The sequence below is a fragment of the Haloarcula sp. H-GB5 genome (genome assembly GCF_054850705.1).
In genome coordinates, this window is record NZ_JBTWBG010000001.1 from 713,029 (window position 1) to 735,394 (window position 22,366).

26 protein-coding genes are annotated in these 22,366 nt (G+C 63.6%); 13 read left to right on the top strand and 13 right to left on the bottom strand.

What is annotated here, in order from left to right; all coding sequences use genetic code 11:
- Positions 1–8: 8 nt before the first annotated feature.
- Positions 9–1,289, bottom strand: coding sequence for a PKD domain-containing protein (locus ACYJ11_RS03735; protein ID WP_461646771.1), 1,281 nt, complete (start codon positions 1,287–1,289; stop codon positions 9–11).
- A 148-nt stretch (positions 1,290–1,437) separates the two neighbouring features.
- Between ACYJ11_RS03735 and ACYJ11_RS03740 the strand changes: the two genes are divergently transcribed.
- Complete coding sequence (locus ACYJ11_RS03740) at positions 1,438–2,295, top strand: DUF7093 family protein (RefSeq protein WP_461646772.1); 858 nt, start codon at positions 1,438–1,440, stop codon at positions 2,293–2,295.
- 38 nt (positions 2,296–2,333) lie between these two features.
- Positions 2,334–2,726 carry a DUF5611 family protein gene (locus ACYJ11_RS03745; RefSeq protein WP_170097036.1) on the top strand — a complete coding sequence of 131 codons (393 nt, stop codon included), beginning with the start codon at positions 2,334–2,336 and terminating at the stop codon, positions 2,724–2,726.
- A 403-nt stretch (positions 2,727–3,129) separates the two neighbouring features.
- Here the strand turns inward: ACYJ11_RS03745 and ACYJ11_RS03750 are convergent, their stop codons facing one another.
- From ACYJ11_RS03750 to ACYJ11_RS03760, 3 genes are all read right to left on the bottom strand, one after another.
- Positions 3,130–3,897, bottom strand: coding sequence for an ABC transporter permease (locus ACYJ11_RS03750; RefSeq protein ID WP_461646773.1), 768 nt, complete (start codon positions 3,895–3,897; stop codon positions 3,130–3,132).
- Entirely contained in the window at positions 3,894–4,838 is a 945-nt protein-coding gene (locus ACYJ11_RS03755; protein WP_461646774.1) for an ABC transporter ATP-binding protein, read from the bottom strand. The genes ACYJ11_RS03750 and ACYJ11_RS03755 overlap by 4 nt, the downstream gene beginning before the upstream one ends.
- A gap of 121 nt (positions 4,839–4,959) precedes the next feature.
- Complete coding sequence (locus ACYJ11_RS03760; RefSeq protein ID WP_004514932.1) at positions 4,960–5,319, bottom strand: cell division protein SepF; 360 nt, start codon at positions 5,317–5,319, stop codon at positions 4,960–4,962.
- A gap of 156 nt (positions 5,320–5,475) precedes the next feature.
- Here ACYJ11_RS03760 and ACYJ11_RS03765 point away from each other — a divergent pair, with 156 nt between their 5' ends.
- Positions 5,476–5,874 (top strand): hypothetical protein, encoded by a 399-nt coding sequence (locus tag ACYJ11_RS03765; protein ID WP_461646775.1) that lies wholly within the window; start codon positions 5,476–5,478, stop codon positions 5,872–5,874.
- A 26-nt stretch (positions 5,875–5,900) separates the two neighbouring features.
- Here ACYJ11_RS03765 and ACYJ11_RS03770 read toward each other — a convergent pair whose 3' ends face one another.
- Positions 5,901–6,380, bottom strand: a complete 480-nt coding sequence (locus ACYJ11_RS03770; RefSeq protein WP_461646776.1) for an RNA-binding protein — start codon at positions 6,378–6,380, stop codon at positions 5,901–5,903.
- Positions 6,381–6,475: 95 nt separating this feature from the next.
- Here ACYJ11_RS03770 and ACYJ11_RS03775 point away from each other — a divergent pair, with 95 nt between their 5' ends.
- A complete protein-coding gene (locus ACYJ11_RS03775; RefSeq protein ID WP_461646777.1) occupies positions 6,476–7,387 on the top strand; it encodes a cobalamin-binding protein in 912 nt (303 codons plus the stop codon).
- Here ACYJ11_RS03775 and ACYJ11_RS03780 read toward each other — a convergent pair.
- The 5 genes from ACYJ11_RS03780 to ACYJ11_RS03800 form a co-directional block, all read right to left on the bottom strand.
- Positions 7,384–7,755 (bottom strand): DUF5658 family protein, encoded by a 372-nt coding sequence (locus ACYJ11_RS03780; protein ID WP_461646778.1) that lies wholly within the window; start codon positions 7,753–7,755, stop codon positions 7,384–7,386. The two genes, ACYJ11_RS03775 and ACYJ11_RS03780, sit on opposite strands and share 4 nt — an antisense overlap.
- A gap of 95 nt (positions 7,756–7,850) precedes the next feature.
- A complete protein-coding gene (gene ubaA / locus ACYJ11_RS03785; protein ID WP_461646779.1) occupies positions 7,851–8,666 on the bottom strand; it encodes an SAMP-activating enzyme E1 in 816 nt (271 codons plus the stop codon).
- An 82-nt stretch (positions 8,667–8,748) separates the two neighbouring features.
- A complete protein-coding gene (locus tag ACYJ11_RS03790) occupies positions 8,749–9,735 on the bottom strand; it encodes a methyl-accepting chemotaxis protein (RefSeq protein WP_461646780.1) in 987 nt (328 codons plus the stop codon).
- A gap of 89 nt (positions 9,736–9,824) precedes the next feature.
- Positions 9,825–11,327, bottom strand: a complete 1,503-nt coding sequence (locus tag ACYJ11_RS03795; protein WP_461646781.1) for a carboxypeptidase M32 — start codon at positions 11,325–11,327, stop codon at positions 9,825–9,827.
- Between the two features lie 98 nt (positions 11,328–11,425).
- Positions 11,426–12,508: a M20 family metallopeptidase gene (locus ACYJ11_RS03800; protein ID WP_461646782.1), complete on the bottom strand. Its 1,083-nt coding sequence runs from the start codon at positions 12,506–12,508 to the stop codon at positions 11,426–11,428.
- Positions 12,509–12,725: 217 nt separating this feature from the next.
- Between ACYJ11_RS03800 and uvsE the strand changes: the two genes are divergently transcribed.
- The 4 genes from uvsE (at position 12,726) to ACYJ11_RS03820 (ending at position 17,090) form a co-directional block, all read left to right on the top strand.
- A complete protein-coding gene (uvsE, locus tag ACYJ11_RS03805) occupies positions 12,726–13,649 on the top strand; it encodes a UV DNA damage repair endonuclease UvsE (RefSeq protein WP_461646783.1) in 924 nt (307 codons plus the stop codon).
- Between the two features lie 83 nt (positions 13,650–13,732).
- The gene (locus ACYJ11_RS03810) at positions 13,733–15,610 is read left to right on the top strand and encodes an ATPase, T2SS/T4P/T4SS family (RefSeq protein WP_461646784.1); all 1,878 of its coding nucleotides are present in this window, start codon (positions 13,733–13,735) and stop codon (positions 15,608–15,610) included.
- Between the two features lie 99 nt (positions 15,611–15,709).
- A complete protein-coding gene (locus ACYJ11_RS03815; RefSeq protein ID WP_461646785.1) occupies positions 15,710–16,531 on the top strand; it encodes a YqcI/YcgG family protein in 822 nt (273 codons plus the stop codon).
- Between the two features lies 1 nt (position 16,532).
- Positions 16,533–17,090, top strand: coding sequence for a cysteine hydrolase family protein (locus tag ACYJ11_RS03820; protein WP_461646786.1), 558 nt, complete (start codon positions 16,533–16,535; stop codon positions 17,088–17,090).
- Positions 17,091–17,136: 46 nt separating this feature from the next.
- Here the strand turns inward: ACYJ11_RS03820 and ACYJ11_RS03825 are convergent, their stop codons facing one another.
- Entirely contained in the window at positions 17,137–17,400 is a 264-nt protein-coding gene (locus ACYJ11_RS03825; protein WP_005537476.1) for a winged helix-turn-helix domain-containing protein, read from the bottom strand.
- 125 nt (positions 17,401–17,525) lie between these two features.
- On the opposite strand from ACYJ11_RS03825, the gene ACYJ11_RS03830 reads away from it, so the two are divergent.
- A complete protein-coding gene (locus ACYJ11_RS03830; RefSeq protein ID WP_170097020.1) occupies positions 17,526–17,822 on the top strand; it encodes an EMC6-like membrane protein in 297 nt (98 codons plus the stop codon).
- A 2-nt stretch (positions 17,823–17,824) separates the two neighbouring features.
- Positions 17,825–19,654, top strand: coding sequence for a ribosome biogenesis/translation initiation ATPase RLI (locus ACYJ11_RS03835; protein ID WP_461647371.1), 1,830 nt, complete (start codon positions 17,825–17,827; stop codon positions 19,652–19,654).
- 58 nt (positions 19,655–19,712) lie between these two features.
- Here the strand turns inward: ACYJ11_RS03835 and ACYJ11_RS03840 are convergent, their stop codons facing one another.
- Positions 19,713–19,928, bottom strand: a complete 216-nt coding sequence (locus tag ACYJ11_RS03840; protein WP_188974901.1) for a hypothetical protein — start codon at positions 19,926–19,928, stop codon at positions 19,713–19,715.
- 68 nt (positions 19,929–19,996) lie between these two features.
- On the bottom strand, positions 19,997–20,518 hold the full coding sequence (locus tag ACYJ11_RS03845; protein ID WP_004514915.1) for an archaemetzincin family Zn-dependent metalloprotease: 522 nt from the start codon (positions 20,516–20,518) through the stop codon (positions 19,997–19,999).
- Positions 20,519–20,548: 30 nt separating this feature from the next.
- Here ACYJ11_RS03845 and ACYJ11_RS03850 point away from each other — a divergent pair, with 30 nt between their 5' ends.
- From ACYJ11_RS03850 to ACYJ11_RS03860, 3 genes are all read left to right on the top strand, one after another.
- Complete coding sequence (locus ACYJ11_RS03850; protein WP_461646787.1) at positions 20,549–20,962, top strand: UPF0146 family protein; 414 nt, start codon at positions 20,549–20,551, stop codon at positions 20,960–20,962.
- 19 nt (positions 20,963–20,981) lie between these two features.
- On the top strand, positions 20,982–21,854 hold the full coding sequence (locus ACYJ11_RS03855) for a TIGR01548 family HAD-type hydrolase (RefSeq protein WP_461646788.1): 873 nt from the start codon (positions 20,982–20,984) through the stop codon (positions 21,852–21,854).
- A 75-nt stretch (positions 21,855–21,929) separates the two neighbouring features.
- Complete coding sequence (locus ACYJ11_RS03860) at positions 21,930–22,319, top strand: hypothetical protein (RefSeq protein WP_461646789.1); 390 nt, start codon at positions 21,930–21,932, stop codon at positions 22,317–22,319.
- Positions 22,320–22,366 lie beyond the last annotated feature (47 nt).

Consider the following 22,366-nt stretch of genomic DNA (forward strand, 5'->3'; position numbering starts at 1 on the left):
GAAAATACCTACCAGAGACTCCAGCCGTCATCGTCATCGCTACCATCGTCACTACTGTCATCGTCACTCCCTCCGCCGAACCAACCGCCGCTGTCATCATCATCATCGTCGCCGCCCTCACCACTGAACTGACCACCGTCGTTATCATCATCGTCGCTACTGCCGCTATCGTCATCATCGTAGCTCCAGTCATAGCCCCCGTCATCATCGTCATCGTTACTGGAATCTCCATCTAGATCGTTTGGCACGCTAGAGCCTGGGCGAGTACTACCGTCAGAATTAGAATTGCTAGCAGTGCTATCGGTGCTGCAGTAACTGCATTCATCATTATTACTATCGTTACCACCGCCATCATCGTCACCATCAGAAGCTGAGCGTTTCCTCTCTTCCGCTTCATCTGATATCTCATTAACAGTCTCCTTGCTGAATACTCCGCCATAACCGTCTTCAGAGAGCGAATCCAGTTCATTTTCGTCTGCTATCTTAGTGAGCTCATTGTCAATGTACACATGCAGGCCATCCCGTCCGTCAGTATCGACAAAAGTATCTCCGATTCGCATGGCAGCACTCGTACAGCCCCTGTTCTGCCCGTCAACGTAGTAGTTCCCACTGCCACCCGAGCAACTGTTGCCACCGCCACCACTGCCGGACGAGCCGGCGACCTGAATCGTCCGGTTGGCGACGCCACGCCGTCCGGCGGCATCGTAGGCGACCGCACGGACAGACACAGAACCGGAGTTGTTGAACGTATGCGTGATAGTCGAGGTCCCATTCTCGCCGGTGAGTCGCGTCTGGTTTTGCGCGGTGCCGTTGACGACCCACGCGAGTGTTCGGAGGTCGGCATCGCCGGCAGTCGCATTGGCAGTCAGATTCCGCCGGAGGCCAACGGGAACCGCGGGCGGGGCCGAAACTGAGACTGACGGCCCCCCAGCGGCCACCACGTCGACGTGGAGCGTGTCCGAACGCGATGCCCCGTCATCATCAGTAACAGTGGCCGTGACGTTGTACTGGCCGGTGTCGGCCGGGGAGAACGTCGTCTGGACGCAGGTCGGGCAGTCGGGTGTGCGTGTCGTACCGTCCGGCGTTTCGATAGACCACTCGGTATCTTCGATTGAGCCGTCGGGGTCGCGCGAGCCGTTAGCGTCCAACTGAACCGTCGTGGCCCGCTGAACGGACTGGTCCAGTCCGGCGTCGGCAAGCGGTGGCTGGTTCTCGGTCGCCACCGCTGTCCCGCCGAGAAGCGCCGAGAGGGCGAGGACCGACACCACGAGTGTCGTCGTCCGCTGCATTGGGGTAGCGTAGCACCGGTACCAGTTATAAAATTTCACAATCCAAACTGAAATTAACACATCACGGTCGTGAAACAGGTAGCGTTCTGTCACGAATGGCCGAGCCAACGGGCAGGGTTTAAGTACACCACGGTGGGAAGTTCTGGCAATGGGTCTCAAATGTTCCGTCCTCGGGCACAAGTACGGTGAGACCACCGTCGAGCGCGAGCGCGAAGAGCAGGGTAGCGAAGTCGTCATCACCATCCAGGAACGGGAGACCTGTGAGCGGTGTGAAAATACGCGAATTGTCTCGGAGAACAAGGAGGTAACGGCTATCGAGACGCCGTCGGACATCGCCAGCGACCTCGTCGAAGACGAGTCCGAATCCGAAACGGCGGAAACCGAGTCACCGCCGGAAGACGAACCGACTGACAGTACGGTCGAGTCCGATGATGAGGGTGCAGAGCGTTCGGACAGCTGGGACAGCGTCGACGACCCGGTCGAAACACCGGGAGACAGCGAGATCGGCGACGACGTCGTGGACGACGGCGAGCCGGTCGATCCGTCGGCCGACGATGCCGAGATCATCGACGACAGCGACGAGGAGGAAGAAGAGAGCGGCGACGTCGAGTTGGACGAGCCGACGACGACGGTCGACGTCCCGGACGCAGAGGGCGAGGAGCCGGTGACCGAAGACGAGACTGATCCGGAGAAGGACGACGGCCTCATCCTCGGCGAGGAAGAGGAATCGGAGTCGACCGACGACGACCGCCAGCCCGGTGAGTGGCCCGATGAGCCGGGAGACGACGGGGACGGCTGGTCGCCGGAGACGATGCCGGTCGACACCGGAACGGACAACGATTCGGATGTCGAGCCGACCAGCGATAGCGCCGTGACGGTTCCGGAAGGCGAGTTCGCCTGTCCGGAGTGTGGGTTCACTACCGAGGTAGAATCGACATCGTTGCGCGCCGGGGACTTCTGTCCGGAGTGTCACAAGGGGTCACTTATCACCCGTGGCGAGGAGTGAACGCAAAGGGTAAGACAGCCCCTCGCAAAAACTCGCCCATGCGAGAGTACAAGATGCGACGGGGCGAGCATCTCGAAGACCGCGTCCCTGACATGGAAGCGTTCGTCGAGGAGTACTTCGGCGAGGTAACGGATACAGAAGAGTACGAGGGCAACGACCTACTGGTTGTCGACGACCCCGACAACCCCGTGTTCGACCGGGTTGTCGCGGGCCGCGTCGAGTATGGCTCCAAGAAGGACAAGCTCGCGCTCCACATCGACGAGCGACCGGCAGAGGATGTCATCGCCGAGGGCAACGTCGATGCGGCCGAGGACGCCGTCGCCGTGAAGAACGATTTCCTGGAAGAAGCAACCGACCGCGACGCGAAGGCGCGACGCGATTCGCTGAAGCGCTCGGTCGAGGACGACGCCGACGCCCCGGACAACGTCTAACGGCGGTCGTCGGGCGCACAATGTCCACGAGTGCCGGCAGGCTGATACTGCGTATCGGTTCGGCACGGCCCGCGTAGGCATCCGGAAATTCTCCGATATCGACACTGAGTACCGCCAGTATCACTCAGCGTCAGACGGGCGTCACATCTAAATACGCTTGTGGCATAAGTTCACATACGCCTCGCCCGGAGGCGCGCACAAGTATCCGGGGCACGAGACACCCCTCGTGTTGCCACGGAGCCAGCTCCGGGGCAGCCTGTCATAGTTTGTCCGCCCGCCGGAGCGGACCCAATCCGGCATTCGCGGCCAGGTCAGTTATCGAGCCCGACATTCCCGTTTTATCGGAACGATATTCGCGGGAAAATACAGCCGTTGATCGGAAGATTCGACAGTCAGAAGGGTGCTATTCAGCAAGTCCGTAGCCGCGTCTGAACAGCACGTAGTCGATTGACAGCACGACCACGGTCGTTCCGGTCAGGACGGCCAGTGATGTGTTCGGGTTTATTTCGGTGACGCCGATCATCCCGTAGCGGACGCCGTTGACCATGTACACCATCGGGTTGAGCAGCGAGACGCTCCCCCAGAACGCAGGGAGGTCTTCAAGCGAGTAGAACACCGCGCCGAAGAACACCAGCGGGCGGAGGATGAACTGGTTCATCACCGTGAGGTAGTCGAAGTCGCTCGCCCAAAGGCCGCCGATGACGCCGAGCCCGCCGAACAATGTGGTAATCACCAGCAGGAACGAGACGAGATACACGGGGTTGGGGACTGAAACCGAAGTGAATATCAGCCCCACGCCGACGATCAGCAGCGACGTGACGATTCCCCGGAGCGCGCTGGCCGAGACGTAGGCCGCCACCATGCTTCGGTTCGACATCGGCGAGGTGAGGACAGCCTGAATGTAGTCGTTCCAGCGCCCGTGGAAGATAGTGAAGGAGGCGTTCTCGAAGCTGTCCGAGATGGCCCCAAGCACAACCAGTCCGGGCAGGACGAACTGGAGATAACTCGCGCCCGCAATTTCGCCGATTCGGCTCCCCAGAATCACGCCGAACACGGAGAAATACAGCGCGTTCGTGATGATCGGCGGGAGGAAGGTGTTGTACGGGCGGCGGACGAACCGGAGGATTTCCCGACGGACCAGCGTCAGGAACTGCGTCGCGTTCTGGTTCATGCGGACACCTCCGCGTACTCGCGGTCGTCGCGGGTCATGTCGACGAACACCTCTTCGAGCGACGCGCGGCGGATGTCCAGCGAGGTGACGGTGTGGCCCTGTGCTTCGAGTTCCCGCATGATCGACGGCGCGGTCTGGCTCCCGCCCATCGCAGTGACGGCCAGCCCCTCATCGGTCAGTTCGATGTCAGTAATGCCCTCAACGTCGAGTCTCGGGGCCGTCCGCGGCATCTCGGCGAGTTCGAGGACGATGGTATCCGTCCCGCGGGCCATCAGGTCGTCGGGGGCCGCCACCTCGACCTTCTGTCCGTCGTCCATGATCGCGACCCGGTCACAGAGGCGCTCGGCCTCCTCGATGTAGTGGGTCGTCAGCAGAATCGTCGTGCCGGCGTCGTTCATCCGATTGATGATCTCCCAGAGGTCGTGGCGGAGCTGGACATCGACCCCGGCCGTCGGCTCGTCGAGGATGAGCAGGTCCGGGTCGGAGACCAGCGCACGGGCGAGGACGAAGCGGCGCTTCATCCCGCCGGAGAGCCAGTCGAAGCGCGTGTCGCGCTTGTCCCAGATGCCGACCGTCTTCAGGGCGTCTTCGGCGCGCTCTCGGGCCTCGGCCCGACCGATGCCATGGTAGCCCGCCTTGTGTTCGAGTACCTCGATGATGGGGAAGAAACGGTCGACGTTGAACTCCTGTGGCGCGACGCCGATTCGGTCGCGAGCCTCCCGGTAGTCGTCTTCCACGTCGAAGCCGAAGACCTCGGCAGTCCCGCGGTCCTTGTGGACGAGGCCGACCAGCGTGTTGATGAACGTCGTCTTGCCGGCGCCGTTCGGGCCAAGGAGTCCGAAGAACTCACCCTGATCGACTGTCAGGTCCAAATCGTCGAGCGCCTGGACGTCGCCGTAGCGCTTCTGTAATCCACTGGCGCGTATCGCCGGTTCAGTCATTGCCGCCCTTAGCGTGGCGACACCGAAAAACGCATTGAAGCCCCCGAAAACCGGCAGTTAGACTGAGACGAACTGACAGGAAAGACAACGCGGAGCGGTACCGTAAAGAAAGGAACAGCCCCTACCGACCGAGGCGCTCGCGGGAGATACCGACGCCAGCCGGCGTGATGATGAGCTGGTCATCGTCCTTCTGGACGATGTCGCCGCCGACCTCGTTGGCGACCTGCTTGAGTTCGTCGCTGATGTGTTCCATCGTGCGGTCCTGCGTGGAGTGGCGCGTGATGTCCGCGACGACCACGTCGCCGTCGTAGACGGCGTCTTTGATGTCGATGACGTCCTGTTTGTCGCTGATACGGGCGATCCGGACCTGGCGCTCGAGTTCCGTCCCGGTCATCTCGAATTCGTTCGCGTCCAGTTCGACGTAATCCTCGGTGTTCCGAGAGGATCCAGACTCCCCGAGGATCTTGCTCATCAGTCCCATGTCACTCACGGCGTGCGCTACCCGTTTCAACTTTTCGTCCATCGAACGTATCTCCATAGCACCCCCTGAGCAGGCGTGGTGACGGCCTGCGATGCACAAAACGTTATTCAGATGACGGAACGAATACTGACACCGATGCGTCCGCCCTCCATTAGGATGACTCCCCGCACCGTCGCAGCCGTCGGTGGCGTTCTCTATGCCGTCGGCGTGCTGTCGTGGCTGTTTGCAAACGGCGTCCATTTCTCGTCGCAGGACCCGACGAAACTCGTGTTCGGGGCCGGCTACGCCGCCGTTGGGATGGTCCTCGTAGCCGCCGTCCCGCTGTATCTCTGTAGCCGCCTTTCGCTTGTCACGCCGGTCCTCGTGACGCTCTGGCTGCTTGGCAACACAGTGTCTCAGTGGCTGTACGGGACACATCTCCACCCGCTGTCGTCGTATCTCACCGTCTGGCCGCTGCTGCTCGGGGTGGCCGTGGGCGCTGGCGTGGCCGAAGCGGTTGTTAGAATCAGCATAGACCGTTCCCTCGACCGATTCGGGCTCCGACCGCTGGTGTGACCGGAGTACGATACCAGTGGATCGCGCTACACCGAGAACTCGAACAGGTCGTCGCCGACGTGGTGGAGCGATTTGACGACTTTCCCGCTGTCGCCGACCATGTCGTCGCCGTCGGTCTGTGCACGGCCGACAGCGAGGAACTTCCCGTGGGACTCCTCGTTGATGACGACAAGGTCGCCCTCACTGACGTCATTGTCGGCCTCAGTGATACCCGGCCGCATGATGTCAGCGCCGTCCGAGACAAAGGAGACGGCCCCGGCGTCGACGGTGACGATGTGTTTCTGGGGCGGATGCTGATTGGCACCTTGTACTGTGAGGAACGGTTCGCCGTTCAGATACAGGACGAGTGGGTCGCCGTCGACGAGGACGACGTCCCAGTCGCTGTCGTCGAACTCGACCTTTTCGAAGCTGTCCGCGTCGAGTTCGACACCGAGGTTGTCCGACAGCGCCGTCGTGATGGTGTCGACCTCGTCCGAACGGAGGTGGTGTCGCGACTTGACTTCCATGCCCGCGTCTCGTCGGCGACAGAGGGTAAGCGTAACGAAGCGCGCGGGCGATGTGGCGGACGCAAGCTTTTGTTCGCGCGGGCCAAGGTCAGGGTATGCGAGTCGTCACGCTCCTGCCCTCGGCGACGGAGATTGTCTACGCGCTCGGCGTCGAGCCGGTCGGTGTCTCACACGAATGTGACCATCCGCCGGCAGCCCGCGAGAAGCCGTCGGTCAATCGGTCGCGCATCGACCCGGAGGCGTCGAGCGGCGAGATCAACGAGCAGGTCGCGGCTGCCGAAGAGAGTGACGGCGTCTACGCCATCGACCACGAGACACTCGCGGAACTGGACCCCGACCTCATCGTCACTCAGGGCGTCTGTGACGTGTGCGCCGTCGACCACGTGGTGGTCGCCGAAGCCGTCGAGGAACTGGGGCTGGACGCCGACGTACTGACACTCGATGTCCACAGTCTCGACGACCTGTTCGACTCCATCCACCGGGTCGGCGCGGCGGTCGAGCGCGACGAGCGCGCCGCCGAACTCGTTGCGGACCTCCGAGACCGCGTCGCAGCAGTGGAAACGACAGCGACGCGGGCCGAGACGGCCCCTCGCGTGGCGGTACTCGACTGGCTCGACCCGGTGATGGCTGCCGGGCACTGGGTCCCGGAGATGATCGAGATGGCGGGCGGCACCTACGGGATGGAGGAAGCCGGCGCTCACTCCCGGCCGCGCGAGTGGGAGGAAGTCGTCGAATACGACCCAGAGGTGCTGGTGGCCGCACCGTGTGGCTTCGACGTGGCACAGACCCGCGAGAACCTCACAGACCTGACCAGACGACCCGGGTTCGACGACCTGACTGCGGTTCGGGACGGCCGGACGTACGTGATGGACGGCCACCACTACGTGAATCGGTCGGGGCCGCGGCTTGTGGATACGCTTGAGTTTCTGGCGGCGCTCGTCCACCCAGATCTGTTCGAGACACCGCCGCGGGACGCCGTCGTAGAACTCGGGACAGTTCGGGCCTAAGCGGCGGCTGCGGCCAAACCGACGTACGTGTTGCCGAGGACGACGACCGCACCGAGGGCGACGACAGACAGGAGCCAGGCCCGCCACAGCGGGACCCGCTCGACCACGTCACGACATTCGAGCAGGACGACGCCGACGTAGAGGACGACTGCCATCTTCAGCGCAATCACGAGCAGCGGTTCGTGGATAAGGAGGACTCGTATCCACGGGTTGGCCTCCAGCCCCGGCCCGGCGAACTGCGCAGCGAACAGCGTCGACAGCGCGTCGCCGAAGCCCCAGACGAGCACCAGCGAGAACACCAGTTCGACGTAGCTGGGCTTCTCAAAGCGAACTGAGAGGGGGTGAGAGGCGTGGTCGGGCTGGGACATGTGAGGCGATACCGTTACTCTGGGCTATCGGTGGATAAACCTCGGTTCCACAGTATCAGCCGTGAGAATTAGACGGGAGAACGGAACGGTGCCAGTCAGTCCTCGGCGAGTGAACAACGACCCTCGTAGCTGGCGTCGGCGATGCTCGCGATAGCGGGGTCGTCGCCACAAACCGGGCAGTCGGGATTGGCGGCGACGGGAATCTCCTCAAAGGACATCTCGGCGGCGTCGTAGGCGACGAGTCGCCCCTCCAGCGTCTCACCGTAGTCCATTGCGAGTTTGACGACTTCGGTCGCCTGCATGCATCCGATAGTGCCCGGCAGGACACCGAGAACGCCCGCAGTCGCGCAGTCGGGGACGGTGCCCTCCGGTGGGGCCTCGGGGAACAGACAGCGGTAACACGGACTGTCGCCCGAGAACGTCGTCACCTGCCCCTCGAACTGGAAGATCGCCCCGTGGGAGAACGGCGTGCCCGAGAGCGTGCAGGCATCGTTGACAAGAAAGCGCGTGGCGAAGTTGTCGGAGGCGTCGACGACGATGTCGTAGTCGGCCACTAGATCGGTCGCGTTCTCCCGCGCCAGCCGCAGTTCGTGGCGGTCGACGGTCACGTCGGGGTTGAGCCCGGTCACGAATTCGGCGGCGCTGTCGACCTTTGGCCGGCCAACGTCGTCATCACCGTGGATGACCTGCCGCTGGAGGTTCGACCGCTCGACCACGTCGTCGTCAACGATCCCGAGCCGGCCGATGCCCGCAGCCGCGAGGTACTGGAGGACTGGTGCGCCGAGGCCGCCGGCCCCGACGACCAGTACATCGGTGTCGAGCAGCGCGGCCTGGCCCTCCGGCCCGACGTCGTTCATGATGATGTGCCGGGAGTAGCGGTCAAGCTGTTCTGGGTCCAGATCCGGTCGCATAGTGGTCGTACGCCACCCGGAGAAATAAACGACTGGTTCGTCTCGAGTGTTTTGAGCTGTAGGGCCGAGATGTCCAGCCGACTCAGTTGTTGCGCTGGAGGTCCGCAACGAGGTCGTCTATCGCCTGATTGATCTCGGTGAGCAGATCTGTTTGCTCATCGGATTCGTCGGCGATATCGGCCGTGCTGTCGGCGATATCCTTGGCTGTGTCCGCGGACTGATCGATCATGCTGGCCACTTCCTCGGTCGAGGCGGCCTGCTGGTCCGTGGCCGTCGCGACCTCCTCGATACCGTTGTTGACTTCGCGGACGGTGTCGTCGATCTCTTCGAGAATTTCGGTCGATTCCTCGACGGTGTCGATCCCATCGTCGATCTCCTCGTTGCTCTCTTCGAGGCTCTCGACGGCGTTTTCGGTATCGTCCTGAATGCCATCGATCATCTGCTCGATAGTCGTCGCCTGCTCCTGTGACTCCTCGGCGAGGCTCTTGACCTCGTTTGCGACGACGGCGAACCCCTCACCCGCTTCGCCGGCGCGAGCGGCCTCGATGGACGCGTTCAGCGCCAGCATGTTGGTCTGGTCGGCGATGTCGTTGATGACGTCGACAATCTCGTCGATCTCCTGAACGCTCTCCTGAATCGTCTTGACGTCCTCGGCAACGCTGTCGGCCGCCTGCTGGATGTTCTCCATCGCCTCGTGGACATCGTCAGCGTTCCCCTGCCCGCGCTCGGCGAGTTCCTTCGCTTCGCGGGAGGCCGCGGACACCTCTTCGGACGACGAGGCGATCTGCTCGACCGACGCAGAGAGGTTCGACACTTCGTTTGCGATGTCTGTCAGGCTCTCGTACTGCTCGGCGGCCTGTTCGCGGATGTCGGCGGTTTCCTCCGCGATGCCGACTGACGACCCCTCCAACTCGGACAGCATCGTCTGAATCTCGCTTGCGGCGGCGTGACTGTAGCCGGCCTCCGTGTCGATATTCTCCGAGATATCACTCTGAATGTCCGCGTCGATATTGTCGTCGATCCCCGAACCTGTTTGGCCCCGTACATTTTCCGTCGGTCTCTCAGCCATAGTAGTCGTCACAATGGACGGGGAATATAAAACGAGTTGCCCAATAGTATCAGAGTCGATATCTGGAACGGCGTTCGTCGACCATCGTGTCAGCAGTCGTACAGCGTGCGGTACTTCTCATCGGCGTAGTTGAGGAAGTGCTCAGCGGTGAAGGATTCGCCAGTCGCTTCTTCGACGAGGTCGTCAGTCCGATAGCGTGCGCCGTGCTGATGGACGTTCTCGGTGAGCCAGTCGTGGATCGGGTCGAACTCGCCGGCGCGGACGTGGTCGTCGAAGCCGTCGATGTCCTGCCGAGCGTGGTGGTCCAGTTGCGCGGCCAGCACCGACCCGAGCGTGTAGGTCGGGAAGTAGCCGAAGGACCCGTTGGTCCAGTGGATGTCCTGCAGACAGCCCTCGGCGTCGGTGTCGGGACGGACGCCGAGATACTCCTCCATCTTGTCGTTCCAGACCGCCGGCACGTCCGCCACGTCGAGGTCCCCGCGGATGAGGTCGCGCTCGATTTCGAAGCGGACGATGATGTGCATATGGTAAGTCAGTTCGTCCGCTTCGACCCGGATGAGATTGTCGTCGTACACCTCGTTGAACGCTTCGTAGAACTGCTGGGCGGTGGCGTCAGTCCCGAGGTGATCGTTGGCCGTCTCGGTGAAGAAGTCCCAGAACGGGCGTGAACGACCGACGTGGTTCTCCCAGAAGCGGGACTGTGACTCGTGGACCGAGAGGTCGCGGTTGTCGCCCAGCGGCGTGCCGTACTGCTCCTGTGGCAGGCCGAGCGTGTAGGTGGCGTGGCCGAACTCGTGGATGGTCGAGCCCAGCGCGTCCAGCGGTTCTTCGGGGGTGAATCGGGTAGTGACGCGGGCGTCGAACTGCGTCCCCATCGAGAACGGGTGGGGCGCGGTGTCGAGGCGGCCGCGGTCCCAGTCGTACCCTAGCGTGTCCAGCGCCGTCTCGACGAGGGCGTGCTGTGTGTCGTCGTCGTACGTCCCCTCGAACGGGTCCGCAAGCGTCACGTCGCTGTCGGCGATGTCGTCGATGAGCGGGACGAGCGCGTCTCGCAGGTCCGTCAGCACGTCCTCGGCGGTGTCGATGCCAAGGTACGGTTCGTATTCCTCGAACAGCACCTCGTAGGGGTCACGGTCGGGGTCGATGGCGGCGGCGTACTCCCGGCGGAGTTCTACGAGTTCTTCGAGCGTGTCAGCGAAGGCGTCGAAGTCGTCCTCGGCCTTGGCCTCCTTCCAGACCGGCAGGGCGTTCGAGGACGCCTCGGAAATGCGTTCGACCAGATCGGCGGGAACCTTGGTGGCCCGCTCGTGGTCCCGCCGGACCTCCCGGACGACAGCCGCCTGCTCGGGGTCGAGGTCGGCATCGTCGAGTTCGTCCAGCCAGTCGGCCAAGTCGTCGTCAGTCAGCAGTTCGTGATGGAGCGTGGAGATGGCGGAGGTCTGCTTCGCCCGGGCCGGCGTGCCGGCGTCGGGCATCATCACCTGCTGGTCCCAGTTGAGGACGCCGCCGGCGTCCTGGACGTAGTGGAGGCGGCGGACGTGATCCAGAAACTGCTCGTACGTGGACTCGCTGTCCTCGCTCGCTGTTGCCATACGGCGGGGTTAGGCCGGCGACGGTAAAGACCCGATGCCGCCGGTAAGGGGTGCACTGGCTAACAGGGCATATCAAGGCGACACGGAACAGTCGCCGATCACTCGGACGGCCACGACTCGGCGACGCGCTCGTAGACGTTCCGACATCGTTCGACGACGGTTAGCGACACGCTCTCGTCGGCGGTGTGTGCCTCGCCGGGTTCGGCCGCGCCGACAACGACGCAGTCCGTTCCGGCCTGGGCGAGCCAGCCGGCATCGGTCGCGTGCGGTTTGACGACGTGTTCGGGTGTAGCGTCCTGAGCCGCGGTAGCGGCGTCCAGCACCCTCTCCGCGAAGTCGGCGTCCCCACAGGCCATCGGCGGGAGGTCCTGGTCAACGCGCCAGGACACGCCGTCGACAGCTTCGACTCGGTCCAGCGGCGCGCGCTCGCCGGGGACCGTTCGCTCGTCTACCGTGATCTCACAGCGCTCGGGGATGACATTCCAAGCTGATCCCCCGTCGATCTCGGTGACGGCAACGCTCCCGCTCATCTCGTGACCGAGCACGGTCGTCGACGGGAAGTCGAGGTCCCGGACCACGTCGACGGCGTCGGTTGCACGATAGATTGCGTTCGCGCCCACGGCGGGTTCGCTAGCGTGGGCCGCCGCGCCTTCGGCGACGAGAGTCGATCCCCGCCGGCCCTTGTGCGCGACGGCCACGTCTGTCGTTCCGGGTGCGGAGTAGCCAGTCGACCCCTCACCGACGACGGCGTAATCGGGCGCGAACCCATCCTCAATAGCGGCCTGACAGCCGATACCGCCCTGTTCCTCGCCGACGAAGGAGGCGAAGACCAGTTCGCCGGCGGGGTCGGCGTCCCGGAAGGCCAACATCGCCGCAGCGACACACCCTTTCATGTCCGCCGCGCCGCGGCCGTAGAGGCGGCCGTCGCGCTGTTCGACGACGTACTCGTCGTCGGCATCGACCTGCGATTCGTCCGGCGGGACCACGTCGTGATGGCCGACGAGGGCGAGCGAGTCGTCGCCCTGACCCTTGCGGGCGATAACGTTGCCGTGGTCATCGCGGCTGACGCGTGTATCGGTGTGCTCCCGGAGCCACGATGTGATATACTCCCCAGCAGCCGCTTCGTCGTCGTGACTGGGGATCGAAACGAGGTCCTGAGCCAGCGACGCAAGTGTATCCATATTCGTGGGTCGGGAGCCGGCGGAACAAAAATCCGCGGCAGGCGACGCTCGCGTTGGCTGGCCGGTCCATGCCGACCCGATCCGAATGGTGGGCGTCAGTCCCTCGATGACTCTGTATCAGCCCTGAAACGGGTTGGAAGGGCGCGGTTTTCGCTGAGACTTCCGGTGTCCGTTTCGAACCGAACACCTGTGTGTCCCGAGCGGCAATACTCGGGTAATGCTGGGCTACGCTGCGATGAACCGGACGCTCCGAGAGCGTGACCCGCCTCGACGGTGCAATCGCGACATGCAGAAGAAGACCTGGGAGTCCGAGGGTATCGAGTACGCGGCCACGCTCGCTGCGCAGAACTTTGAGGACCTTCGCGAGATTCTGTTGTGGAACCACGACCACGGCATCGACTTCTATCGCTGTAGCTCCAAACTCGTCCCGTGGAACTCACAGTTCGACATTACTGCCCTGCCGAACTACGAGCGGGTCCAGTCACTGGCAGCGGAGTGTGGCGCGCTCATACAGGACAACGATATGCGCCTGACTTTCCACCCGAGCCACTGGTGTAAGCTGGCGAGCGAGTCCGAGGATACCGTCGCTCGCTCCGTCGAGTCGGTCGAACACCACGGCCGCTGGCTGGACCTGATGGGGCTCCCGCGGTCGCCGCGGTACGCGATTAACGTCCATATCGGCGCTCATTACGGTGACAAGGCGGCGACAGCCGACCGGTTCTGCGATGTCCTCAGCGACCTTGCGCCGCGGGCTCGCGACCGGCTGACTGTCGAGAACGACGACGCCGAGTCGCTGTGGAGCGTCCAAGAACTGGTCACGGATGTCGCCAGTCAGGTCGATATTCCTGTGACGTTCGATTATCACCATCACAGCTTCACTGACCGCGGGCTCACCTATCGTGCGGGGTTCGAGTTGGCCCGGGAAACGTGGGATAGCGTCCGGCCAATCACACATTACTCGGAGCCGGCGCGCCTCCGGCCCGACAGCGATGCGAGCCCACAGGCGCACGCTGACCACGTCGCTGCTGTCCCGACATGGCTCACCGAACAATCGGATGTGATGATTGAATCCCACGGCAAGGAGCGGTCGTTGTTTCGCCTGCGCGCGGCTGACACCACCCGTGTGCCAGGCCCGGAGTGAGCAGGCACACTATTCACTGTCAAACGTCGGTCCGGAGCGGGAGACTCCACACCCTTATCAACGGCAGTCTCCAACGTTCGCGTATGGAAATTGTACCGGACACGAGCGTGGTCATCGACGGCCGCGTGTCCGACCAAGTGAAGGCTGATGCCGACCCCGACACGGATGTCGATGGCATGGGCTTTGCCGGCGCGACGGTCGTCGTTCCCGAGGCCGTCGTCGGCGAACTCGAAGCACAGGCGAACGACGGCCGCGAGACAGGCTGGGAGGGGCTCGAAGAACTCCAGACGCTCGTCGACCTGGCCGAAGACGGCCTCATCGACGTGGAGTACGTCGGCCGACGGCCCGACGCCATCGAGAAGCGTGAGGCCGGCGAGGGACAGATCGACGCGCTCATTCGGGACATCGCCGGTGACCGCGACGCGACGCTCGTGACCAGCGACGACGTACAGGCCGAAGTCGCCCGTGCGAAGGGGCTCGAAGTGGAGTTCGTCGAGTCGGTAAAGCGGACGGTCGACCGCCTGCAGATCGAGAACTTCTTCGATGAGGGGACGATGAGCGTCCATCTCAAGGTCGGTGTCCAGCCCTACGCCAAGAAGGGCTCTATCGGCGACATGCAGTACACACCGATCCGTGATGACCCCGCAACAGAAAGCGAACTCCGGGAGTACGCCGCCGACATCGAGGAGAGCGCACGCGCCGCACCGGACGGCTTCCTCGAACTCGACGAGCCCGGCATGACCATCACCCAGTTCCGGGACTACCGAATCGCCATCGCGCGACCGCCCTTCTCGGACGCACTCGAAATCACGGCCGTCCGGCCCATCGTCAAGACCGAACTGGACGACTACGAGTACGCGGACGAACTCCGGGACCGCTTCACCGAACACCAGCGCGGCGTCCTCATCTCCGGGTCGCCCGGGGCGGGGAAGTCCACCTTCGCGCAGGCGGTCGGCGAGTTCCTCGTCGACGCCGATTACGCAGTCAAGACGATGGAGAAACCGCGGGACCTCCAGGTCGGCCCGAACATCACGCAATACACCGAACTCGGCGGCTCGATGGAGAAGACCGCTGACTCGCTGTTGATGGTCCGGCCGGACTACACCATTTACGACGAGGTGCGCAAGACCGACGACTTCGAAGTGTTCGCGGACATGCGGCTGGCCGGCGTCGGCATGGTCGGCGTCGTCCACGCGACTCGCGCCATCGACGCGCTCCAGCGACTCATCGGCCGCGTCGAACTGGGGCTCATCCCCCAGATTGTCGACACCGTCGTCTACATCGAAGCCGGAGAGGTCGACACGGTTTACGACGTGTCGACGGAGGTCAAGGTCCCGCAAGGACTCATGGAAGAAGACCTCGCGCGACCGGTCATCATGGTCAAGGACTTCGAGACCGGCCGTCCCGAATACGAGATTTACACGTTCAACCGGCAGGTCGTCACCGTCCCGCTGAACGACGACGAGGACCAGCCAGACTCCGGCGTCGACCGCCTCGCCAAACAGGAGGTCGAACGCGAGATTCGCTCTATCGCTCGCGGCCACGTCGAGGTCGAACTCCGTGGCCCGAACACCGCCGTCGTCTGGGTCGAGGACGACGACATCTCGCAGGTCATCGGCAAGGGCGGCGGCCGTATCTCCGACGTGGAAAACCGCCTTGGTATCGACATCGACGTACGGACCTTCGAGGAACGCCCCTCCGGGCAGTCAGGCGGTCCCCAGACCGAGTCCGGCGGCAAGCAGGGCGAAATCGTCCAGCCGGAGGTCACCTCCCGGCACGTCATCGTGCCGCTCGACGGTCACGCCGGCGATACGGTCGAACTGCAGGCCGACGGCGAGTACCTCTTTACCGCGACCGTCTCCCGTGGCGGCGAGATTCAGGTCTCGCGCGGGTCGGGCATCGCCGAGGAACTGGAGCGAGCTATCGACCGCGGAAGCACGATTACCGTCGTGCCGTCGTAGGGTTCGGCGAGCAGGCCAGTCGTGCGGTTATCGCCGGGAAAATGGGGCCGAGCCGGCGAAAACGACAGCTAAATTCCGCTGGAACACGACAGTGTAGCTATGACCGATGCAGTCGTCGGTAAGTTACAAGACCAGGAGACGCTGGCCGCCCGAGTGGAGCGTGGCGACGCGCCAGAGTGGGTCGGGGCCCACTGGCGGACCTTCCGCGAGGGGTTGACCGGTGAGCGAAACGGCTCTCCGTTCCCCTGTTTCTTCGGCGCGGAGTCAGTTCGAGACGGCGAGCCGCTGTACACGGCCGTCCCGTCGATGAGCGACCCGGACGCGCTGTTCGACCTTGGCCAGACGCTACTGAAGTACCTCGACACCTATCAGGACCACAGCGAGCGGGCCTCGCTGGTGACCTTCTTCCGGCCACCCGAACGGCCACTGACAGAGGCCGAGTACCACGACCGACTCTGGCACATTCTTCAGTTCCTCCACGTCCACGACCCGGAGCCGTGGCCCGAGGATATTCCGACCGACCCGGACGACCCCCACTGGGAGTTCTGTTTCGGCGGCAAGCCGATGTTTCCGACCTGCCGCGCGCCGTTTTACGACACGCGAAAGAGCCGCTACTGTCCGGTCGGGCTGGAAATTACGTTCCAGCCACGGGCGCTGTTCGAGGACCTGAACGTCACGGCCGACACCGAGGCCGGTCAGCACGCCCGCGATGTCATTCAGGGACGACTGGAGGAGTACGACGGCGTCTGTCCTCACGCCGATCTGGGCGACTGGGGCGTCGAGGGCGACCGGGAGTGGCCCCAGTACATGCTGTCGTCGGACGAGGACGCGTCGCCGGAGGAATGTCCGATGACTGTGACGCGCGAGCATCCGAAATCGAAGTGGCTCGTCGAGACACCCGCACCGGAGCCGGCCGACTGAAATGGTCGCATTACCAGAGACGCCAGTACTCGTGCTGGTGGATTTCCAGCAGGGGTTCGACGACCCGGCGTGGGGGACGCGGAGCAACCCCGACGCCGAGGCGAACGCGGCACGCCTGCTTACAGCGTGGCGAGAGCGCGGTCTGCCAGTTGCGCACGTCCGGCATAACTCGACGGAGCCGGAGTCGCCGCTTCGACGCGGTGGACCGGGATTCGCGTTCAAACCTGAACTGGGGCCCGACTCGGGGGAAGCGACGTTTGAGAAGCGCGTCAACGGCGCGTTCATCGACACCGGACTGGCGGACTGGCTCCACGACAACGCCTCCGAGACGCTCGTCGTCTGTGGCCTGACGACCGACCACTGCGTCTCAACGACGACGCGGATGGCCGAAAACCGCGGGTTCGATGTCGTCGTCCCGGGCGACGCGACGGCGACGTTCGACCGAACGCTCGACGGGGAACGCTTCGAACCGGACCTCGTCCATCGAACGGCGCTGGCGCAACTGCGTGGTGAGTTCGCGACGATCGCAACGACGGACGACGTGGTCGCGTCGCTGTAACTGCAAGCTCCTGACCGCGCTGGGAAACAACGAACGAGAAGGCGAGTCAGTCCGAAACTGCGGCGTCTGCTTCTGCCGGTTGTTCGGTAATCTCGTAGAGGTTCTGTCGCGCGTCGGCGAAGTACACGTCTTCTTCGATAACACCGACTTCGTCGAGTCGTTCCAGAGCGTAGCGGACGGTCCGTGCCGAAAGCATCGACTCCTCGACGATGCCTTTCTGTGTCAGTGGGCCGTCGTACTCCAGAACCTTGTACACGAGCTTTGCGCTCGGCGGAAGGTCTGCGATGGCCTCCCCATCAGAGTCCGTCATTACCCGTAATCACAAGCGCCGGGCGCATAAAGATTGAGGAGTCAGTCTCACCGGCACATGCATTCGCGACCGCGTCACAGTGCTGAACCGCGCACCTTTTGGTTGCGGGTAGTGGAACGTGTGGTATGGCTACGGAAACGGCGGACGGAATGAGCTCCCATATGCGGGGGCTCTCTGTCACGACGCTGACAGCCGTCGCTGGCATCGCCGCCGCGTTCGGTTCCAACGCGCTAGCGGCCACGCCAAACGACCCACAAGGCGTGCTCGTCCTCGCGGTCGCTATCGCAGCACAGTTCCCGATTCTGCGGGTGATCGGCATCGACACGGACGACCTCTCGACGAAGGACGTGCTCTACGTCGGCTTCATGACGTTCGCACTGTGGTTCGTTTCGTGGGGCATCCTGCTGACGACGGGAGCGTAACGATGGCCGAGGACAGTATCGCCGTCGTCGACCTTGAGCGGTGTCAGCCCGACCGCTGTAACTACGAGTGCATGAACTACTGCCCGCCCAACCGCAGCGGGAAAGAGTGCATCGTCAAGCGGGAAGACGAGTACGAGGAGGACGAGCCTTTCGAGGGCCAGCCCGATCAGGTCCGCATCTCCGAGGAAATCTGTCTGGGCGAGTCCTGCGGTATCTGCGTGAACAAGTGTCCGTTCGACGCGATCGAGATCATCAACCTCCCACAGGAGCTGACCGACGAGCCGGTCCACCGCTACGGGGAGAACGCCTTCGCGCTGTACGGGCTCCCAAGCCCTGCTGAGGGGCAGGTCACCGGGATTCTCGGCCCGAACGGTATCGGGAAGACCACCGCTGTGCGGATCCTCGCCGACGAGATGCAGCCCAATCTGGGCCGCTACGGCGAGGAACCGAACTGGGACGAAATTCTCGACGAGTACCGCGGCACCGCCCTGCAGGAGTACCTCGAACAGATGCGCGACGGCGACGTGACCGTCGCTCGCAAGCCCCAGTACGTCGACCGGATTCCGGACCAGTTCGACGGCAAGGCCCGGCAGCTACTCGACCAGACTGACGAACGTGGCGACCTCGACTATCTCATCGAGCGAACCGGCATCGGCCCGGTCGTCGACAACCACATCGACGACCTCTCGGGCGGGGAACTCCAGCGGGTCGCGCTCGTCGCCACGCTGGCGCGTGACGCCGACTTCTATTTCCTCGACGAGATCACGCCGTATCTGGACATCGGCCAGCGGATGACCGCCGCGCGGCTCATCCGGGAACTCGCCGAAGACGAGGACCGCTCGATGCTCGTCGTCGAGCACGACCTCGCGATTCTGGATCTGCTCGCGGACAACATCAACGTCGCCTACGGGACGCCCGGCGCGTTCGGTATCATCACGCCGCCCAAATCGACGAAGAAGGGCATCAACGAGTACCTCTCGGGCTACCTCGAAAACGAGAACATGCGCGTCCGCCAGACGGAAATCGAGTTCGAGGAACACGCACCGCGGACCGCCTCCACCGGCGACGTGGTCATCGAGTACCCCGAACTCCAGAAGAGCTACGGCGACGGCGAGTTCTCGCTGTCCGTCGATGCCGGCACCATCCGCGAGAGCGAGGTGCTGGGCGTCGTCGGCCCGAACGGGATCGGGAAGTCCACGTTCGCGAAGATGCTCGCCGGCCGGCTGGAACCGACTGCGGGCGACATCGACACCAGCCTCGACATCGCCTACAAGCCCCAGTACATCGAGATCGATCAGCCGATGCGGGTCGACGCGTTCCTCGCGTCGATTACGGACGACTTCGGCAGTTCCTACTGGAACACCGAAATCGCCCAGCCGCTGCAGCTTGAGTCGGTGATGGAACAGCAACTCACCGACCTCTCTGGCGGGGAACGCCAGCGGGTCGCCATCGCGGCCTGCCTCTCGAAGGACGCCGACCTCTACCTGCTTGACGAGCCTTCGGCCCATCTGGACGTGGAACAGCGCGTCATGGCCACCTCCGCCATCCGCCGCTACGCCGAGAACCACGACGCGACGGCGATGGTCATCGATCACGACATCTACATGATCGACCTGCTGGCCGACCGCCTGCTCGTCTTCGACGGCGAGCCGGCCAAGAACGGCCACGCCGCGCCCCCACAGGGTATGCGCGAGGGCATGAACGAGTTCCTCCAGAACCTCGACATCACGTTCCGCCGCGACGAGCGGACCTCCCGGCCGCGAATCAACAAGCCCGACTCGCAACTGGACCGCGAGCAGAAGAACGCCGGCGAGTACTACTACGCGCCGTAGGCACAGCGTGGTCGGGACTGGAGACAGCAGGATTGGACCGCATTATACCCTACGAGAATTACGCCGCGGGATCACTGTCACTGCCCGTCTCAGACCCCGCAACCGCATCGTCTAACCCGTCGGCGACTTCTTCTGGATCGAACTCCTCGTCAGGGTCGAGTTCGCGGTCCGTTTGCTCGTCTGTCTGAGACTCAGTAACCGCTTCATCACCAGTGACCGTCACGAAGATGTCTCGCAGTTCCGCAACGCGTTCGGGGGACTGACTCTTGCTCATCGCGTATGTGTACAAGTACCACAGAAGTGTAGGCGCTATACCGAATCAGTTTGGTATCCGTTCGCAAACTACAGCACGTTTCGCTGGCAAGAGCCACACAGCGAGACTTCCTTCACGTCGACCTGTCGGACAGTGGGGGAGAAGTTCATCACGCAGCGCTTGTTGTCGCAGTGTTCCAGCCCGAGCGTGTGGCCGACCTCGTGGACGACCTCTTTTCGAACCCGCTGTGAGAAGATCTCACCGGCAGAGCGGTTCGAGAAGCCGCCATCGGAGGATGTCTGGAGCCGGTACGTGGAAATAACGCTGCCGGAGCCACCGAGGTACGCGAGCCCGAAAACGTAGTTTCGACGGCGGTAAAAGAGGTCTTTCGGCGTGATAGCGATGTTCTTACCGCCAGAGCCGACCCGGCGGGCGAGGTCGATAAACTCCTCTGCGCGGTACTGGTCGCGGTCCCCATCGTACGCGCCGGCGGGAATGGACTGTGGCTCGTGCATCGAGACCTCACAGTCGTAGACGGAGCGGAGTCCGTCCGAGGCCTCGCGTTTGACCTGGGCTGAGACCTCGCCCACCGGCACGATGTCGACGTGCATGGGAACGCATATGCGCCCGCATCTCATAAATTGTACGACGTGACCGACACCACCGACCCGCTCGTCGACCGACTGGCGTCCGTCGATTCCGTCGTCGAGGTCGGCATCGGAAACCACCCTGACGTGGCCGATGCTTTAGCCGAGCGGGGCGTGGCTGTGACCGCGACGGACATCGTCGAACGGGAGGTCCCCGACGGGGTGCAGTTTGTCGTGGATGATATTCTCGATCCTGATCAGTCCGTGTATGTGGATTCAGACATCGTATTCGCCCGGAATCTCCCGCCTGAACTGCACCGGCCGACGCTGACCGTTGCCGACGCCGTCGGAGCGGCGTTCTGGTTCACGACGCTGGGCGGCGACCAGCCGACGGTCGCCGCCGAGCGCGAGCAGCTCCGTGGCGGGGAGACGCTGTACCGGGCGAAAGATAGCAAGGCGCTTGAGTGAGGACTGCCTTCGCTCGCCCATGCAAATCGACGCGGTCGTCCTCGACATCGACGGCGTGCTGGTGGACGTGGCCGACTCTTATCGCCGGGCGATCATCGAATCCATCGACCGGGTGTACGGCGACACGATCGAGAAATCGGCGGTCCAGCAGTTCAAGGATGCCGGCGGATTCAACAACGACTGGGAACTGACCTACGCGGCGGCGCTGTTCGTTCTCGCCGGCCGCGAGTCGACTGTCGCCGACATAGCGGCGTTCACTGACGCTATCGCCGAGCGTGGCGGCGGTCTCGACGCGGCCGAGGCAGTGGTCCGTGACCTGCTCGATGACCCGGCCGAGACGCGGGTTTTCAACGCCTGGGACCGCGAACAGCTCCGGGACGTGTTCCAGACGCTGTATCTCGGGACCGACCTCTACCGGGATATCGAGGGCGGCGAGCCGCCGTTTGCCGCGCCGGGCTACATCCACGACGAGCCGTTACTGGTCGACGACGAGACGCTGTCGGCCCTGCAGGACCGCTTCGCTGTCGGCGTCGTTACCGGCCGCCCGGCCGCCGAGGCAGACATCGCGCTGGAGCGCGTCGGCCTCGAACTTCCCGGGGAGCACCGCTTCACCATGGACGACTGGGAGGAAGGGAAGCCCCACCCCGCCGCCCTGCGGACGCTCGCCGAGCGCTTCGACGCCGAACGAGTCGCCTTCGCCGGGGACACCCTCGACGACGTGGCGACGGCGGTCAACGCCGACGAAGCCGACGACGACCGCGTCTACTACGGCATCGGCGTCCTGACCGGTGGGTTGACCGGCGACGCCGGCCGCCAGACGTTCGCCAACAACGGCGCGAGTGCCGTCATCGAATCGGTCACCGACCTCCCCGGGCTTCTCGACACGGCATAACTGGGGTTCCGGGGCGTCGGCCACCGACTGGTTGTAAACGGCAACGGTTTCACCGACGGAACAGAGACCTCGGGTATGCGACGACTGCCGACGTTCGGCTGGGCGCTGCTGGTAAGCATCTGGGCCGGGCTTGTCGGGGGTGCAGTCATCCGCGAGCCGTCGGTCGATCTGGTGCCGCTGTATGCCGTTATCTGCCAGCTACTCGGTCTCGTCGCGGCCTACTGGACGATGCGTGAGCACGATCAGGTCCTCGAATCCGTCCACCGGCCGGGCCGTGTCGGGATGTTCATCATCGTCCTCTTTTTCGTGATGGTTCCGATTTCGACTGTCTTCGCGCTCGCACTCGGGGACACGTCAGCCGTCGGCGTCGCGACGCAGTGGGTCAGCTATCTGGCGGGCCTCGGAAGCGCGCTGTACGTCGCCTTCGCTGGCGGGTTCGACCAGGCCTGGGAGACGTACACCTGAGGGAACCTGTCACACAACGTTTATTCAGTGGTCGGCCTACGCCGTAA